This window comes from Paenibacillus sp. JT22N12 (assembly GCF_056269365.1).
The window spans coordinates 592,440-609,003 of the sequence record NZ_JBWDNU010000004.1 but is presented as its reverse complement, the minus strand read 5'-3'; the positions used below and the strand labels follow the sequence as shown (position 1 = coordinate 609,003).

14 protein-coding genes are annotated in these 16,564 nt (G+C 51.0%); all 14 read right to left on the bottom strand.

Going from position 1 to position 16,564, the window contains the following annotated elements:
• Window positions 1-552: 552 nt before the first annotated feature.
• Entirely contained in the window at window positions 553-2,853 is a 2,301-nt protein-coding gene (locus tag AC0YOA_RS18360; protein ID WP_475787802.1) for a helix-turn-helix domain-containing protein, read from the bottom strand.
• Window positions 2,854-3,052: 199 nt separating this feature from the next.
• Window positions 3,053-4,066, bottom strand: coding sequence for an NAD(P)H-quinone oxidoreductase (locus tag AC0YOA_RS18355; protein WP_475787801.1), 1,014 nt, complete (start codon window positions 4,064-4,066; stop codon window positions 3,053-3,055).
• Window positions 4,067-4,402: 336 nt separating this feature from the next.
• Window positions 4,403-5,308, bottom strand: coding sequence for a helix-turn-helix domain-containing protein (locus tag AC0YOA_RS18350; RefSeq protein ID WP_475787800.1), 906 nt, complete (start codon window positions 5,306-5,308; stop codon window positions 4,403-4,405).
• 64 nt (window positions 5,309-5,372) lie between these two features.
• Window positions 5,373-6,137 carry a DeoR/GlpR family DNA-binding transcription regulator gene (locus AC0YOA_RS18345; protein ID WP_210044711.1) on the bottom strand — a complete coding sequence of 255 codons (765 nt, stop codon included), beginning with the start codon at window positions 6,135-6,137 and terminating at the stop codon, window positions 5,373-5,375.
• A 7-nt stretch (window positions 6,138-6,144) separates the two neighbouring features.
• On the bottom strand, window positions 6,145-6,612 hold the full coding sequence (locus AC0YOA_RS18340) for a hypothetical protein (protein ID WP_475787799.1): 468 nt from the start codon (window positions 6,610-6,612) through the stop codon (window positions 6,145-6,147).
• Entirely contained in the window at window positions 6,605-6,994 is a 390-nt protein-coding gene (locus tag AC0YOA_RS18335) for a hypothetical protein (RefSeq protein ID WP_475787798.1), read from the bottom strand. The genes AC0YOA_RS18340 and AC0YOA_RS18335 overlap by 8 nt, the downstream gene beginning before the upstream one ends.
• The gene (locus AC0YOA_RS18330; protein ID WP_210044779.1) at window positions 6,991-7,974 is read right to left on the bottom strand and encodes an ABC transporter ATP-binding protein; all 984 of its coding nucleotides are present in this window, start codon (window positions 7,972-7,974) and stop codon (window positions 6,991-6,993) included. Before AC0YOA_RS18330 ends, AC0YOA_RS18335 begins: the two co-directional genes overlap by 4 nt.
• 52 nt (window positions 7,975-8,026) lie before the next feature.
• Window positions 8,027-9,046 carry an ABC transporter ATP-binding protein gene (locus tag AC0YOA_RS18325; RefSeq protein WP_475787797.1) on the bottom strand — a complete coding sequence of 340 codons (1,020 nt, stop codon included), beginning with the start codon at window positions 9,044-9,046 and terminating at the stop codon, window positions 8,027-8,029.
• 12 nt (window positions 9,047-9,058) lie between these two features.
• On the bottom strand, window positions 9,059-10,219 hold the full coding sequence (locus AC0YOA_RS18320) for an ABC transporter permease (RefSeq protein ID WP_475787796.1): 1,161 nt from the start codon (window positions 10,217-10,219) through the stop codon (window positions 9,059-9,061).
• Entirely contained in the window at window positions 10,216-11,214 is a 999-nt protein-coding gene (locus AC0YOA_RS18315) for an ABC transporter permease (RefSeq protein ID WP_475769936.1), read from the bottom strand. The genes AC0YOA_RS18320 and AC0YOA_RS18315 overlap by 4 nt, the downstream gene beginning before the upstream one ends.
• Before the next feature lie 109 nt (window positions 11,215-11,323).
• Window positions 11,324-13,288: an ABC transporter substrate-binding protein gene (locus tag AC0YOA_RS18310; RefSeq protein ID WP_475787795.1), complete on the bottom strand. Its 1,965-nt coding sequence runs from the start codon at window positions 13,286-13,288 to the stop codon at window positions 11,324-11,326.
• A 77-nt stretch (window positions 13,289-13,365) separates the two neighbouring features.
• Window positions 13,366-13,689, bottom strand: coding sequence for a hypothetical protein (locus AC0YOA_RS18305; RefSeq protein WP_475787794.1), 324 nt, complete (start codon window positions 13,687-13,689; stop codon window positions 13,366-13,368).
• 39 nt (window positions 13,690-13,728) lie between these two features.
• Entirely contained in the window at window positions 13,729-14,940 is a 1,212-nt protein-coding gene (locus AC0YOA_RS18300; protein ID WP_475787793.1) for an aminotransferase class I/II-fold pyridoxal phosphate-dependent enzyme, read from the bottom strand.
• 16 nt (window positions 14,941-14,956) lie between these two features.
• Entirely contained in the window at window positions 14,957-16,411 is a 1,455-nt protein-coding gene (locus tag AC0YOA_RS18295) for an aminotransferase-like domain-containing protein (RefSeq protein WP_475787792.1), read from the bottom strand.
• Between the last annotated feature and the right edge of the window lie 153 nt (window positions 16,412-16,564).

The window sequence follows — 16,564 nt, the reverse complement described above, 5'->3', positions numbered from 1 at the left end:
ATGGCAGCGCTTTCTTTACGCAAATATTACGGGTTAGCAAGCACCTGCGTAAAGGTACAGTTGAGAAATCGGGGTACAGCAGCATGCTGTACCCTGATTTTTCCAGTGTACGTATTGCTGAAAGAAGCGGCTGCGCCTGCCATGGCGGCACATGACCAAACTTGTGACGGACCGCCCATGCCGATGAATGGAGTCATGGGCAAGACCATACGCGAGGAACCGGTTTGCAGCGCCGAAGTACTTGCGGGGCCTTCAGCCAGGGCAGGGGGACATGCAAGCAGGTTTTTCCTTGCTGGAGCAGCCGTTTAGGCCTGGCTGGTTCCGGATCTGCGCCGAAGTACGGTTTTTCCTGCTTGCGGGGCCTTCAACCAGGGCAGGGGGACATGCAAGCAGGTTTTTCCTAGCTGGAGCAGCCGTTTAGGTCTGGCTGGTTCCGGATCTGTGCCGCAGCACGGTTTTTCCTGCCGAACGATCATCAATGCAGTGGATTCATTCTTAACCGTTTAAGGAAAAAGCCCGACCTGATGGGGTCGGGCTCACGATAAGGAATGGTTATTCATTTGTGGATTTGCGGTATAGACTGGGGGAAACGCCCAGGACGCGCTTGAACGCCCTGCGAAAGGAGTGAGAGCTGTTATAGCCGACCTGAGCAGCAATCTCATCAATTGTCAAATTGGAGTCAAACAGCAGGCCGGAAGCATGCTTGATCCGGATTTTCTCCAGATAGTCCGAGATAGGCTCACCGGTCTGCTCTTTATAGAGCTGGGAAATATATTTCTCCGGCCTGCCAACCGAGTCGGCGATCTGGTATAGAGACAGATTGGCGTCTCCGTACCTTGCTTCAACGGATTTTCTTATTTTGTCCACCGTTTCATTTTCTTTCTCGGTCTTCTTCCTTACGATGAGCTCGCAGATTTGTTCAATAATTTCTTCCAGCTCGCTGTGCACCTGCTCGACGCCTTCCGACAGCATGATCTGAACAGTCCGGTTCTTCAGGTGCTCGGATTCATCCGGATCCTGAATCACCTTCTGATCGATCAGCTTCAGTATCGTTCCTTTGATCTCCCCGATGAGCTGCTGCGACATTTCCGCGGACAAGCCGCGCTCGGCGAAGTTCTGTACGAAGATCTGATCCACGATCCGCTTGGCTTCCAGGGTTTCCCCAACCTTCAAGGCGCTCAAGAGGCGCATTTCCTGATCGATCGGATAATAATAGGTTGTGGTTTCCTTCCAGGTCTCGTGATACCAGGTAATACTGCCGTCACTGCTTGCGGCGGCACCGTAATCCATCGCCCGCCTTGCCTCCTCGAACGATCGGCTGATATCGGAGAGGCTGTGGAAGGAGGAGCCTACGGAAACCGAGATGGATATGCGGTATTCCGTTTCGAGAGTCGCTCTGAGCCCGGCGATCTTCTTCTCGTAATCCTTCCGCTGTTCCGTGCCCGGCTCCGTGGCAAATGTGCTAATCACCGCGATTTTGTCGGAATCCATATCGGTTATGGCTGCTGCTGCATCAATCGTACGCATGGTTTGTGTAATCAGGAGACGTGCGGCCTGCAGCTCATTGAGAATTTCTTCCGTATTCATGCCGCTGTAGCCGTTAATCCGGATCATGCCGACATAACCGTAATCGCCTTGAAATTCCGTGCCCGACTGTGAAGAGGCGGCCCGGATTTCATGCTGCGAATGGAACTCTCCCCGGAGAATCCGCTTCATGAAGGCATCCCGCACAAGCGGAATCTGCCGGTTCAATTCCGTTTCCAGCAGCCGGTTGTCGCTTATCAGACTCGATATATTGCCGTGCAGGAAATCATAATCATTGTAAGCGACATACGAGTCTTGACCGATCTGCTCCCGCACAATGCGAACGAGCCGGTTGATGGGCGTGCTGTTGCGGTAAGCCAGGAGCAGACAGATCAATAGGCCAATCACAAGCGCGACAACCGTAACCGTCCACGTAATATGCTGAATCTTGTCGGCCTGCTCCATCAGAGCCTTTCGCGGAATACCGGCAACATAGACCCAGCCGTTGCTCTCCGAGCGGACGGTTATCCGCAGCGTATCATCGACGAATTCCTGGGTCTCCATTTCCTCGGGCGTCGTCTTTAGCCCCAACTGGTCAATCTGCTCATTGTCGATTCCCGCGGAAGCGAGCGGCTTCCCATCCTTGTCCGTTATATACGCCCAACCGCCGTATTGGCTGGAGAAGCTCATCAGCATGCTGCTGATCTTGGACTCATCGATGACCACCACCACCGTTCCGCTCGGTTTGGTGAAGCTGTTCAGCGGGAGGGATTGAATATAAGTCATGACGAAGGATTCCGTCTTGTTGCGGATATACGAGCGCAGAGGCAGAATCGTATCCTGATGGCTCGTCTGAATGATCGTCTTCTTCCATTCATCGAACGAGAGACCGCTGTAATAGTTTTGCTCATAATAATGAAGCGGACGGTAATAGATGGTTGCCGGGGTCAGCACAACATCATAATTGTTCAGATAAATATAATAGTTTTGCAGAAAGTCATTGGTCTTGTCGTAATAGGATACATCCCGCCAAGTCTTCCATAACCCATAAATATTATAAGAGTCCTTCTTTACATTTTCATTCATGATCAGCGCGATATCCTGGTTGATGGCCAGCTGTCTGGTGAAATTCTGCACCTCGGCCATCCGTCTCTCCAAAATATCCTTGCTTTGCTTGAGCAGCAGCAGGCTCGTGTCAATTGAATTCTTCTCAGCGGCGTCAATAGAAGTCCGATACGTGATATATCCCGCTATATTCGGAATGATCAGAATGATGAGATAGGATAACAGAAATCTTCTGAACGTTTTGGAAAACCTGGTTTTCATCATTTAGCCGCCCCTTATTTTTGAAAGCGATTCCATTTTCATGGTCAATGGTGGGTCTTCCCCGCGAGGTTATAAATTTACTTTACAACAGGTTGCGGAGCTAGGCAAATACGGCTTAACCCCGCCACGCAGTGCCGCATCATGCTCCTGCAGCTGAATTTCAGGCATCGTCTGGCTGGCGCAAAAGAAAAACTCCCCCGGCTCAGGAGGAGGTTGAGTCAAGGTCACTTTCATCCTGTACGGTCAGCACAAGCTTGCCGATGTTCTTGTTCGCTTCCATACGCCGGTGGGCTTCTCCGACCTCCTCCAGCGGATAAACGGTGTCAATAATGGGTTTCAGACTCCCGTCGGCAAAAGCAGGCAGGGCATCCCGGACAAAATCGCGCGTTAGCTGCGTCTTATATTCGACGCTCCGCGTGGAGAGCAGCGTTCCGACGATGGTGATCCGCTTGGCGTAAATCGCCGCCAGGTCTACATTCTCCACCTTGGAGCCGCCAAGCGAGCTGATCAGCACCATCCGGCTGTCGACAGCAAGGCTGGCGATATTCCGCTCCCAATAGGAAGCGCCGATAAAATCAAGAATGAGCTGGACTCCCTGTCCCCCTGTTGCCCGCTTAACTTCCTCGTCAAAGGAAGATTGCTTGTAGTTAACCGCAATGTCGGCGCCAAGGCTCCGGCAGACCGCCAGCTTCTCGTCGGTTCCCGCAGTGACTATGACCTTGGCCCCCTTATGCTTGGCCAGCTGAATGGCAGCCGTCCCCACTCCGCTTGCTCCTGCATGAATCAGTACCCATTGACCGGCCGCAAGCCCGCCCTGCCAGAACAGGGTTTGATAGGCCGTCAGGAATACTTCGGGAATGGCCGCCGCTTCCTCGAAGGACAGCCTGTCAGGGATGCGCATCGCCATCTCCCCTGGAATGACGGCATATTCCGCATATCCTCCGCCGGGAAGCAGCCCGAATACGCGGTCGCCAGCCTTCCAGCCTTCGCAGGCCGCTCCCGCCTGCTCAACTACCCCCGACATTTCCAGACCCAGAATCGGGCTTGCGCCTGCAGCTGCCGGATAAAGTCCCCTGCGCTTGAGAATATCCGCCCGGTTGATGGCCGCGGCTTTTACACGGACCAATAGCTCGCGATCCGCGGGAACCGGCTTCGGGTACTCCCCTGCCTTCAATTGTTCGATCCCTCCGGGCTGTTCAACTATTATCGCTCTCAATAGGACATCCTCCTTGATTCATAATCGGGACATATCGATGCGTTATCCCCCGTGTCGAGCCTCATCGTGCTTGAGTGTTTTCTCTTTTAGTTTAGCACTCAAGTATCGACGACTCAATTTCCCCTGGGAAATGGAAGCCCCTGACGGCCGGGCAAATCTCCATCACACAAGAAGAAACGGCCTGAGCAGGAAGAGAATCATCTCCCGCTCAAACCGTTTCTTTGATTAACATGATTGACTATTAAGACCTTGAATGATTTCTTTGTTAAGCCCGGACAACAGCTTTATCTGAATATCCGGCTGCACGTCGACGGAAATTGGACCGCCTGGAAGAGCTCACCCCAGCTCTTGATAAAATTTCCTGAATTTCCCTGGAGGACAGCCTACCTGGCGGCGAAATAAACTGGAAAAGAATGTAGGATCCTCATAGCCCACCAGAATCGCAATCTGAATGACCTTCTCATCGCTTTCCATCAAATATTGTTTGGCCCGGTTAATGCGGATTTCATGCACACGCTCCGTGAGCGTCTGTCCTGTTTCTCTTTTGAAAATACGATTCATTTGGCGCGTGCTTATATTAAATAGTTCACATATGGAGGATATGGACAATTTTTCGGCATAGTGATGCTCGAGAAAGCCGTTAACCCGGCGTGTTAATATCCGGTTGTGACTGCTCCGCTGGAGCCTGGGTTCCGGCTGGAAGGATGTATTCTGGCTTTTGTAGCGCGACAGCAGCACCAGAAGCTCCAGCACCAGAATTTTAATCAGGGTATGATGGTTAGCTTGCTTGAATTTCCACTCCAGCTGTATGCAATTCAGCAGTGATATGGCGCGCATGCTATCCTGCTTTTTGAGATTCAACCGATTATAGCGTCGCTCCCCTTTGTTCAACAAGGAGTGAACATATGAACAGTCCATTAAGGTTGTGATTTCCAGCTGCCGCAATAAACTCTCCTGGATGAACTCCGAGTTAAACTGGCATTTGATCATTTCAAATGGTTTGCCTTGTCCTACCTCATACCTGTGAGTTTCACCCGGATTGATAATAATGACATCACGAGTATGGATATCATAACATTCCCCTTCACAAATATACCTCGCATCGCCCTGTACGATAAAAACCAGCTCAACAAAATCATGCTCCTGCATCGATGGACTATTATGTTGATCCAGAAAGACTCGGGAGATCGAGAAGGGTAATTTATGTTCATCCAAATACGAATGATTCGAGTAATTGAGCATGCCAACTCCCCTTTGCATAAGTATGCTGAAGTTTGAGTAGTGAACACTCACCCGGATTGTACGATCACTCCATTAATTGAATGACTTGAATCTGCTTGCCTCTTAGTTGATTTATTATATCCGGACTGGTCTTGGCATCGGTGATCAGATGATGAATACCCTGCCAGCCGTTTACAGAAACGAAGGACTGAATGTCGAATTTGCTGTAGTCTGCCAATACATACACTTCTTCTGCCATCTGCATCATTTTTTTCTTGATCCTCGCCTGCATTTCATTGGATTCGCTGATCCCGCGTTCCAGATGCACACCCTTGCAGGAGATAAAGGCCTTATTCACATGGAAATCATCCACTGTTTTTTCAGCGATCGGACCCACGAAGGACAGCGAATGCGAGAGCATAGTACCGCCTGTATTGAAGACCTGAATATTCTTCTTCATGCTGAGCTCCAGACTCACCTTGAGCGAGTTGGTGATGACGGTTAACGGAATGTCAGGCAGCTTCGAGGACATGTACCAAGCCGTTGTGCTCGCATCCAGAACGATTCGCTCATGAGGTGCGATGTGCTGGATAGCCGCTTCAGCAATTTTGCTTTTTTCCTTGATATTGGTTATCTCCCGTTCCTTGTAGGAGATTTCCGGCGTATACGTTCGAATGCCAAGCGCTCCCCCGAAGCTGCGGTAGAGTCTGCCTTCGCTTTCCAATCTGCCCAAATCCCTGCGGATCGTTTCCTCCGTTACCTGGCATAATTGGCTGAGCTCCGTTACCCGGACACTCCCGCGCTCATTGACCAGGTCGACAATCCGCTGGTATCTCACAGCAGCAAGCATGATTTCATCACCCCTTGATCTCCTCTGCATTCATGGCCGTCCGCTTATTTCTGGTGTAATAAATCAGGGATATCCCGACACCTCCAATGCAGATCAGGATAGTCCAGCCCAGCGCATCCATTATCACGGATCGAACAAGGACGGAAATCAGCCGAATAACAGACCCTATGAGCATCTGGATGCCGATCACGAGACAAACGCGGCGGAACAGGCAGCCTGCCAGGTAGCTCTTGTGATAGACATGCTGCACAAAGAATACGCATGCGAGCCATAGAATACCCAACAAAAGAAAGGAAAAGTTGTCGATCGCCCGCCATGCTGAAGGATTGATATTGAAGACGATCAGCAAACTGGAAATCAAATCACGCAGCTCGAACCACAGATAAATCCCCAGAGCACTTGTCGCAAAGGATAGCAAATAAGAATAAATGCCCGCCTTGGCCTGCCTGTTACTCCTTTTCAAAAACTCATCCATGGGAGGATTGATCCTCCCACTTCATTCTGACCGAATCGAGCAGCGTAAGCGTATAGGCTCTTGTTTCTTCACTATCGACAAGCCGTGTTTTTCTTAAATACAGGGAAAGCCGCCTCAGTCTTCTTACATAACTTCTTTTCGCCGCTTCCTGCAGCTTCCGGGATTTCACGTGGTCCCCTTGCTGATGCAGCTTCATAATCCGCCCGTTATACCTGGCCTTCCATTGCTCAGGAATATCATGCAGCGTTGTTATCCGCTCCAGCTGCTCATGCCTGCTGACGACGAGTACGCCGGTTATGGTTCTGAGGTACCATAGCAGACCTACCATGGTCAATCCCAGAAGAATAAGAAAGCCAAGGATGGTAATTAGGATAGGCGTCATAAATGATCAACTCCCCTCAAGCTGAGTTCTCCTGCGAAATGACAGGCGGAGTAATGACCCTCATCCACCTTGACCCAGGGCGGACTTTCCTTCTTGCAAACATCCTGGGCATAGGGGCAGCGCGGATGAAAATAACAGCCGGACGGAGGATTGGCAGGATTAGCCACCTCCCCTGCAAGGATAATCCGATTGGATTTCTTCCGGGGATCCGGTATCGGTTTGGACGACAAGAGCGCTTCCGTGTAGGGATGCATGGGACGGTTGAACAGCTCCCTGGTGCCGGCTGTTTCCACCATCTTGCCGACATACATGACGCCGACCCGATTGGAAATATGCTGAATGACACCAAGATCATGAGAAATAAATAAATAGCTTAAATTCAGTTTGGCTTGCAAATCCTGCAGCAAATTAATGATTTGAGCCTGCACGGATACATCGAGGGCGGATACTGCTTCATCACACACGATAAACTTGGGATTCGTGGCCAATGCACGGGCAATACCGATCCGCTGTCTTTGCCCTCCGCTGAAAGCGTGGGGATATCTCTCCATGTGGCGGCTGTTTAGCCCGACAAGCTCCATCAGCTCGCGAACGCGTTCCTTCAGTTCGTCTCCGCTGGCCAGGTTATTGCATACCAGGGGCTCCCCCACGATATTCAGCACGGTCATTCTTGGATTAAGCGAAGAATAGGGATCCTGGAAGATAAGCTGCATATCTCTGCGTATCGCACGCAGGCTCTTGGTATCGAGCTTGGTAATATCGACCATTTGCCCATTGCGCTTTTGAAACTGCGCTTCGCCCGAGGTCGGTTCAATAGCCCGCAAAATACAACGGCCCAAGGTTGTTTTACCACAGCCCGACTCCCCGACCAAACCAAAGGTTTCCCCGGGACCTATAGACACGCTCACATCGTCAACCGCTTTGACATAGCCGACTGTCCGCTGAAAAAAGCCTTTTGTAATCGGAAAATATTTCTTCATCCCCTTGACGTCCAGAACCCGTTCCAATGTTTCCACAGCTGCCACATCTCCTTTATTCCAGGTTTACTTCAGCCAGCACACATCTGACGCGATGCCCTTCCTTCACTTCAATCAAGGGAATGTCCTCCCGATTGCATACCCCATCGATCGCATGCTTGCACCGTGTATAAAAACCGCATCCCGCTGGAAGATTCATCGGAAAAGGTACCGTTCCTTCGATGGATTCAAGCCTCTCATTTACTCTATTAATGGTTGGTATGGAATGAAGCAGGGCCTTTGTATAAGGATGCTGCGCTCCATGGAATAAGGTATCGACATCTGTATACTCCACAACCTTGCCCAGATACATGACCGCCACCTCATCCGACATCTCGGCAATGACCCCAAGATCATGCGTGATGAAGACGACAGACATATTATTCCTGGCTTTAAGCTCATTAATTAAATACAGAACCTGCGCCTGTACAGTCACATCCAGCGCAGTTGTAGGCTCATCGGCGATCAATATCGAGGGCTTGCAGGAGAGGGCCATCGCGATCATCGCCCGCTGTCTCATTCCTCCTGATAATTGATGGGGATATTCGTTCATTCGCTGCTCCGCATTGGACATCCCGACATTTTTCAGGGTCTGAATAGCAATTTCTTTAGCTTCCTCCTCATTATTGGTAATATGAAGCTTTATGGCTTCCATAATCTGATTCCCAATCGTATGAATGGGCGAGAACGCCTTCATCGGTTCCTGAAAAATCATAGCGATTTCGCCGCCCCGAATATCGCGGATATCCTTTCCCACTGGATCAAGCTTGACCAGATCCGTAACTCTGGCCTGATCATGATCCTTCTTCCTGCTCAGCAGAATTTGTCCTTCCACTTTTCCCGGCTTGGGTACGATGCGTAATAATGCCTGGGAGGTCACGCTTTTCCCGCAGCCGCTTTCACCGACGATCCCGAGCGTTTTCCCGCGCTTAATCGTTAAATCCACGCCATCCACTGCTTTCAGAATACCCTCATCCAGATGAAAATGTGCGGTAAGATCCTTCACTTCCAGAACGATATCTCCGCTAACAACCATGGAAAGCCTCCTCTACTTGTAGGGATCTGCCGCATCACGCAGTCCGTCACCCAGAAAATTGAACATTAGTACGGCAATGACAATGAAGATAGCGGGTATCAGCAGCCACGGATGATGCGCGAGCGTCTCCAGGTTCTGCGAGTCCTGCAGCAGCACGCCCCAGCTGACGACTGGCGCCTGAAGTCCCAATCCCAGAAAGCTAAGCGACGTTTCCCCGATAATCGTCGCAGGAATCGATAGCGTTGTACTGACAATAATATAGCTGGCAAAGGACGGAAGAAGATGCTTGCGGATAATGCGTAAATCCGTAGCACCCGAGAGCCGGGCCGCCATTGTAAAATCCTCTTCGCGCAGGGATAGAATTTTCCCCCGTACCACCCGGGCAAGACCCGTCCAGCCGATAACGGAGAAGATGATGATCATCCCGAAGTAAATTTGCAGCGCTGTCCAATCCCTCGGCAGCGCCGCAGCGAGCGTCATCCATAAGGGAATGGTGGGAATACAGATTAACAAGTCAATCGTCCGCTGAATGATGGTGTCGGTAACCCCGCCCAAATAACCGGAGAATCCGCCCAGGAGCAGCCCCAGGATAAGGGTAAATACAATACCCAGCAGTCCGAAGGAAAGAGAAATCCTCGATCCATAAATAATCCGCGACAACATATCCCGGCCAAGCTGATCTGTACCAAGCGGAATGAATGCCTCGTTGGAATCCTGAAGGCCGACCAGATGAATATCCGATTGAATAAACCCCCACATTTTATAAGGCTCGCCTTTGACAAAGAAGGAAATCGGGTACTTCCGCGATGTATCCTCAACAAAGGTGCGGCGGAAGGTTTCCACATTCATTTCTTCTTTGAGGCCATAGACGAAGGGCCGCAGGCTGAAGCCTTCCTGCTTATCGGTGAAATGGATTTTTTGCGGCGGAGCATTTTTATATTCAGGATACCGTAAGGCCGGAACGCCTGGCGCCAGGAATTCACAGAAGATGGCTGCCAAATAAAAGAGCAGAAGAATAATAGCTGCAGCGACCGCCATTTTATGCTTTTTAAATTTCCACCACATCAGCTGCCATTGAGAGGCTACTTCCACATTTTCAAGCCTGCTTTTTTTGTCGGACCTTGGCTTCCTGTTCCTCCGAAACCTGCTCGATAGCTGGGTGATCGCGCTCATTCAGTGCCTCCTCCATATCTAATCCTCGGATCCAATGCCGCCAGCAGAATATCCGAGAGAAGCGTCCCAATTACGGTCAATACACTAATAATGAGCAGGAAGCTGCCGGCCAGATACATGTCCTGGAACATCAGCGCCTTGAGCAGCATCGGTCCTGTTGTTGGCATATTGAGCACGATGGAGACAATCGCTTCACCGGAAATCAGCGCGGGAAGAGTCCATCCTATGGTACTGATTAAGGGATTTACCGCCATACGGACTGGATATTTAAATAGCAGCTTACGCTCAGAGACGCCTTTTGCCCTGGCTGTGATAACATACTGCTTGCTGAGCTCATCAAGCAGCATTCCCCGGGTTACACGGATAAGGCCAGCTGTGCCGCTCATCCCGATTACAACGACGGGCAGCGCAAGTCTTGGGAGCATATTCAACACTTTATCGATACTCCAGGGCGCATCCTGATACTCCGGCGAGAATAACCCCGTTATGGATATCCCGGTCTGGGCAAAAACCGCATAAACAATGATCAAGGCGATAAGAAAACCGGGAACGGCAAGACCGATAAAGCCGATAAACGTAAATACATAATCCATAACCGAATATTGCCTTGTTGCTGAATAAATGCCAATCGGTATGGCGAGGATCCACACGAAAATAAGCGAAATAATGGATATGGTCATGGTCAGGGCCAACCGCTCGCCGATCACCTCCGTTACCGGCATGTTCCATTGGAAGGACCGCCCTAAATCTCCGTGCAGAATGATATTCTTCACCCATACCAGATACTGCATGTACATAGGCTCATCAAGACCATACTGCAGCTTCAAATTAAGAATGGCACTGTCATTCACATCCGTACCGGATAGCTTTAAATTGGCAATGTATGTGGTCAGGAAATCGCCCGGCGGCAGTTGAATGATGACAAACACAATAATACTGATGGCGACCAGCAGCGGAATAAGTTGAAGAACCCGATAACCGATATAATTTAACAAGCACTTTCCTCCTTCATCCAAGCATTCCTGCCTCTTGTGATTCCAGGTCAATGTTTGAGAGAGCCCAGCCCTCCCGCAACCCGCCGGGCTCTCTCATGCGGATATCTGCCTAGTTGCCGAACCAGAACTGCTCCCCGCTAAAGTTTGCGGCAATAGCAAAGGACTCCTCGGTTGGAACATTATGCAGCTTGTCATTGACGATCAATGGCTGCTTCACTTCTTCAATCGGGATGAAATACCAGTTCTTCTCTACAAAGTCCGCCTTGATTTGCGCAAAAACTTTCTGTGCCTCTGCCGGCGCAGCGGCCGCCGCGGTGTCAATCTGAGTGAATAGGGCTTTCACCTCGGCCGGCGGCTCCACACCCTCCTTGCCGCCAGTTGTGCGCCATCTTTCCCAGGCTGGCGCCCAGTTTCCGATACCCCAGTCGCCCATATACCACAGGGGGGTATGCGTCCAGATCATGGTCGCCCGAAGCTCATTTGCAGTGTTGCGGGTGGTCCAGAGGGCTTGGTCAATGGTTTTCATCGTTACATTCAACCCCAGCGCCTTCCACATTTCAACAACAAGCTGTGTCATGGGAACGATATCCGGAGCCTGTGCCCCTACCTCAAAGGGAATCGTAAATTTCTTGCCGTCCGGGGCCGTGCGGATTCCGTCAGCACCCTTCTTCATCCCCATCTCATCAAGCAGTTTATTTGCTTCATCGACATTGAAGGTTGGATCAGCGATAACAGACGGTGCGGCAAAGCCATAATAGATGGCATCGATAATCTCATCCCGGTCCAGTGCCATATTAAGCGCTTTGCGGAAACGTACATCCTGCACAACGCTCTGCCAGGATTTATCATCGAAGGTCATGTTAAGGAAAATATCCGTTGGCGTGACATGCATATTGGCAAGTAAAGCCTTGTAGCCGCTTTTTTCATTTTCCTTATACAAGGGCATTTTGACCAATGCAGCCGATTCGCGGGAAAAATCCACTTCGCCAGCAATGGTTTTCAATGAGACCATTTCAATATCCTGCACCATGGTGCTCACAATCTTATCGATGTATGGAAGCTGATTCCCTGCCGTATCTACTTTGAAATAATAAGGATTTCTCTCGAAAGTAGCGGTTGTCTCAGTGCTTTTCACAAAAACCCACGGATACAACACAGGAAAGCCGATGGCCTTCTTGCTCGTCAGCTCCCCGCTGGTAATGTCCTTTTCATTGAAAAGCTTCGCCCATTCGCCAGGCTGGAACCCGGCTTTCTTAATTAAGGGCTCCAATTTATCAAGCGGTGTGTATTTGGTATGGAACTGCTTCAGATAATGTGCCGGCTGCAGCAGTTCGGAGTAGCCTCTCCAGCCTTGAATGGCAAGACGGATTGCAAGACCTCCATAGGGCCTGTCAAAAATCAGCTTGAAGTTATATTGGTCCGCAATCTCAAGCTTGAACGGCGCGCCTTCGGGAACACCGCCCCCACGAAGATAAACCGGAAAGATGGGTGTTATGTCCGTATTCAACAGGACATCCTCAACTGTGAATTTGACATCATCCGTTGTAACGGGCTGGCCATCCGACCACTTAAGTCCCTCACGCATAACAAAGCTGAACGTCTTTTGGTCTTCGCTCATCTTGAAGTCCTTCACCACATTGCCCGTTATTTCTTCTCCAAGGATACCGGGCGTGTTGATGAGAGGCTCGTCATTCATAACAAAAACATCGGCATCCCAGTCTACGGCAGAGGTAATGGTTCTTAAAGTGCCGCCAAAGGTGCCATTCTCATATTTCAGCAGGCCTGCCGGCATTTCATTGGTAATCTTGTAATCCTTCGGAAGGCGGTCTTTGACAGGCGGCAGTGATTTGTCATCCAAAAAAGGAGATTGATTGAACTCGGTAATCTCCTTCAATTCAGCCGTCTCAGCCGGTTCTGTCATTACAAGTGTTTGTTCCGTGTCGGCATTGTTTGAGGGGGTTTTGTTCTCTTCGGCTGCAGGGGTATTGACAGTTGTTGCAGAATCCTCACAACCAGCTAATAAAACAATAGCCGCGAGTATTGTTGAGAGGATGATCAAACTCGTTTTCCTCATCTTTTGCCCTCCATTTTTGAAAATGTTTGAGTTTTTTTATTGCAGCCTTACACTGTCCCACTATAAAATTTGATTATTTATCCTTCTTCAACCTCCTTCCATCCTCCTAAAATAAGTATAAATTTACATGTAAACGTTTTCTTTTTGCCTATTTTAGAATAAGGGGTTGTAACGTATCTGACATCGTCTACTAAGACATTTTTATAGTCTATTGAGACAACTTTTAACATTTGTCTTGTCCCATAAACGGAAATAATCGGATATATTCGGAATCCGCAGAAGGATACCTTGAGCTGTGGGTCATGGATACGAGGCTCCTGAGGGGGAGGAACAATGGCATTTCGTTGAAACTTATAAATTTTATAAGGATAAAAAAAAAGCCCATGGAATGGTGTCATCATGACAACCATCCCATGGGAGAATCAAAGGATGAACAACAATTAAGCTAAACATGGGGAAACGTTATTATGGGGGAAGTGCATCCGCATGAACCGCTCCATCCTCGCAAGCGCCTCATTCAGCTTCGGCAGTGAAACCGAGTAGGAACAGCGGATGAAGCCTTCCCCTCCCGGTCCGAACACGCCGCCTCCTACGGCTGCAACTCCGGCTTCCTTCAGCAGACGCAGGGCAAACTGCTCCGAGGTGAGTCCCGTGTGTTTAATAGAAGGAAAAGCATAGAAGGCGCCCTGCGGTTCATGACAAGGCAATCCAATCTCCCGCAGCCCCTGGACGAACAAGCCCCGGCGCTCCTTGAACGAGCTGATCATGCGGTCCTTCTCCGCGAGGCCGCTGCGGCGCAGCGACTCGATTGCGGCAATCTGCCCCAGCACAGGCGCGCACATGGCGGTGTACTGATGGATCTTGAGCATGGCGGCAATAAGCTCCCGATTGCCGCAGGCATATCCAACCCGCCAGCCGGTCATTGCGAATGCCTTGGAGAATCCGCTGATCACGATCGTCCGATCCTTCATTCCCGGGAGCGATGCGATGCTGAAGTGCTGCCGGTCATAGGTCAGCTCCGCATAGATTTCATCGGAGATGACAATCAGATTGTTCGCGATCGCAAGCTTCGCAATGGGCAGCCAATCCTCCCTGGACATGACGGCTCCGGTGGGATTGTTCGGGAAGTTCACAATGAGCACCTTGGAACGGGGCGTAATCCGCTCCTGCAGAGCCTCCGCCGTCAGCTTGAACTGCCGCTCGGCCGATGTCTCCACCTCGACGACGACTCCGCCATGCAGACTGGCAATCGGCGAATACGCGATGTAGCTGGGGGCGCTGAGAAGAACCTCATCGCCGGCACCGATCAATGTCCGCAGGGCCAAATCAACCGCTTCACTGCTTCCAACCGTCACCAGCACCTCGCTCGCCGGCTCATATTGAAGCTGAAAGCTGCTGCTCAGATAACCGGCTATTTCCTCGCGCAGCTCCAGGAGACCGGCATTGGGCGTATACATCGTTCGGCCTTCTGCCAATGCCCGCATGCAGGCCTCTCTGACATGCAGAGGCGTCACAAAATCCGGTTCCCCCACGCCAAGCGATATCGTATCGCTGCCTGCCTCCAGTTCAAAAAACTTGCGGATCCCCGAAGGGGGGATATCCCGTATATGCGGCGTGATAAAATCATTCATGCTCATCGTGTTAACTTCCATTCTCAAACGCTCCCCTTCAGCTCATCATTTGTTTGGCCGTCTCGCCGATCATCCGGATTCCCCTGCCGATATCCTCATCGGATACCCGGGAGAATCCGATCCTCATCGTATTCTGCCCTCCGCCGTCCGTGAAGAAAATATCGCCCGGCGTAAAGATAACGCCCTGCTTCCGGCATGCTTCCAGCAGCTCCCTTGTGCTGAAGCCCTCCGGGAATGTGACAAACAGATGCAGCCCCCCGTCTCCGGAAAGCGAGGTATAGGGAATATGCTCCCGGCAGCAGTGCATGGTCCATTCGTATTTGCGTTTATACTCGGCTCTCGCTTTCTTCAAATACTTCTCCAGATTGCCGTTGTACAGATACTGGTACAGGATCGACTGATCCAGCGTAGAGGTATGAATGCTGCGGGCCCGCTTGACGCTTTCCAAATAATAGATCAGCTCCCGGTCAGCCAGCACCCAGCCTACGCGCAGTCCCGGAAACAGCACCTTGGAGAAGCTGCCGATATAAACCACATTGTTGCCCTGGCCAGCCGCTGCAATGAGCGGCGACACATGAGAGCCCGAGTAGCGCAGCTCCTCGTTGAAGCCATCCTCTATAATCGGAATCTGATAGCGCTCCATCAGCTTCATCAGCGCAAGCCTTTTCTCCGGCGACATCACAATGCCCGTGGGATTATGATAGGACGGAACGAAATACGCGCAATCATAGACACGCTGCTTAAGCGCCCGCTCCAGCTCCCCGAGATGGATCCCGTCCCGCTCCATTGCGATCCCGGTTATGTCGAACCCGTGCAGCTTGAGGTTCTTGAGGGCCGTATGGTGAGTCGGATTCTCGCAGATTACGGAGCCGCCCGGCCTGCTCAGGGCCGATAATACAATGTCGAAGCCCTCCGTAAACCCGTTCGTGATGAGAATATCCTTGCCTTTCAGATCGACTCCCTTATGATCCATGTAGCGGAGCAAATAATCCATCAGGGGCTTGTAGCCTTTGGCATAACCGTAATTCAGCAGCACATTGCCCTCCACCGACATCCGGTCCAGAAAAGCCCGCTTCACATTATCCAGATCAAACAGCTTCTCGTCGGGCGCAATGCTGGTGAAGGAAATCGTTCCCCTGTCCGCCCGTATGCCGTGCTTCATCAGATCCAGCTCCTCGGCCAGCCGGGCATTCCCGTTCAAGCGGGCCGTCCAGGCCATCCGCCAGGATGGAGCCGCCGCACTGGCGTTATCGGCGAGCGCTGCCACGTAGCTGCCTTTGCCCTGGAGCACGTAGACGAAGCCGTCCGCCTCCAGATCCGCATAGACCGCCATCACCGTATTGCGGCTGACCTTCAGCAGCCCGCCAAGCTCGCGCGTGGACGGAAGCTTCTGCCCCGCCTGCAGGGCGCCTTTTATTATTAATCGTTTCATGTAGTCCTTTACTTGAATGGCTACCGGACGTTCATCTATGAGTTTAAAATCCTTAAACACGGTTCATCGCCCCCATAGCTATCATGGCACAGAAGGAGGGTTAAAAAAAGAACCACGGCCCTGGATTTTTAATCCGGTCGTGGTTCATGCGGTTTGTCTTGCTGTATCAACGATAATTGTGCGAGCTCCACTTGCGCAAACGTCTTCCGATGC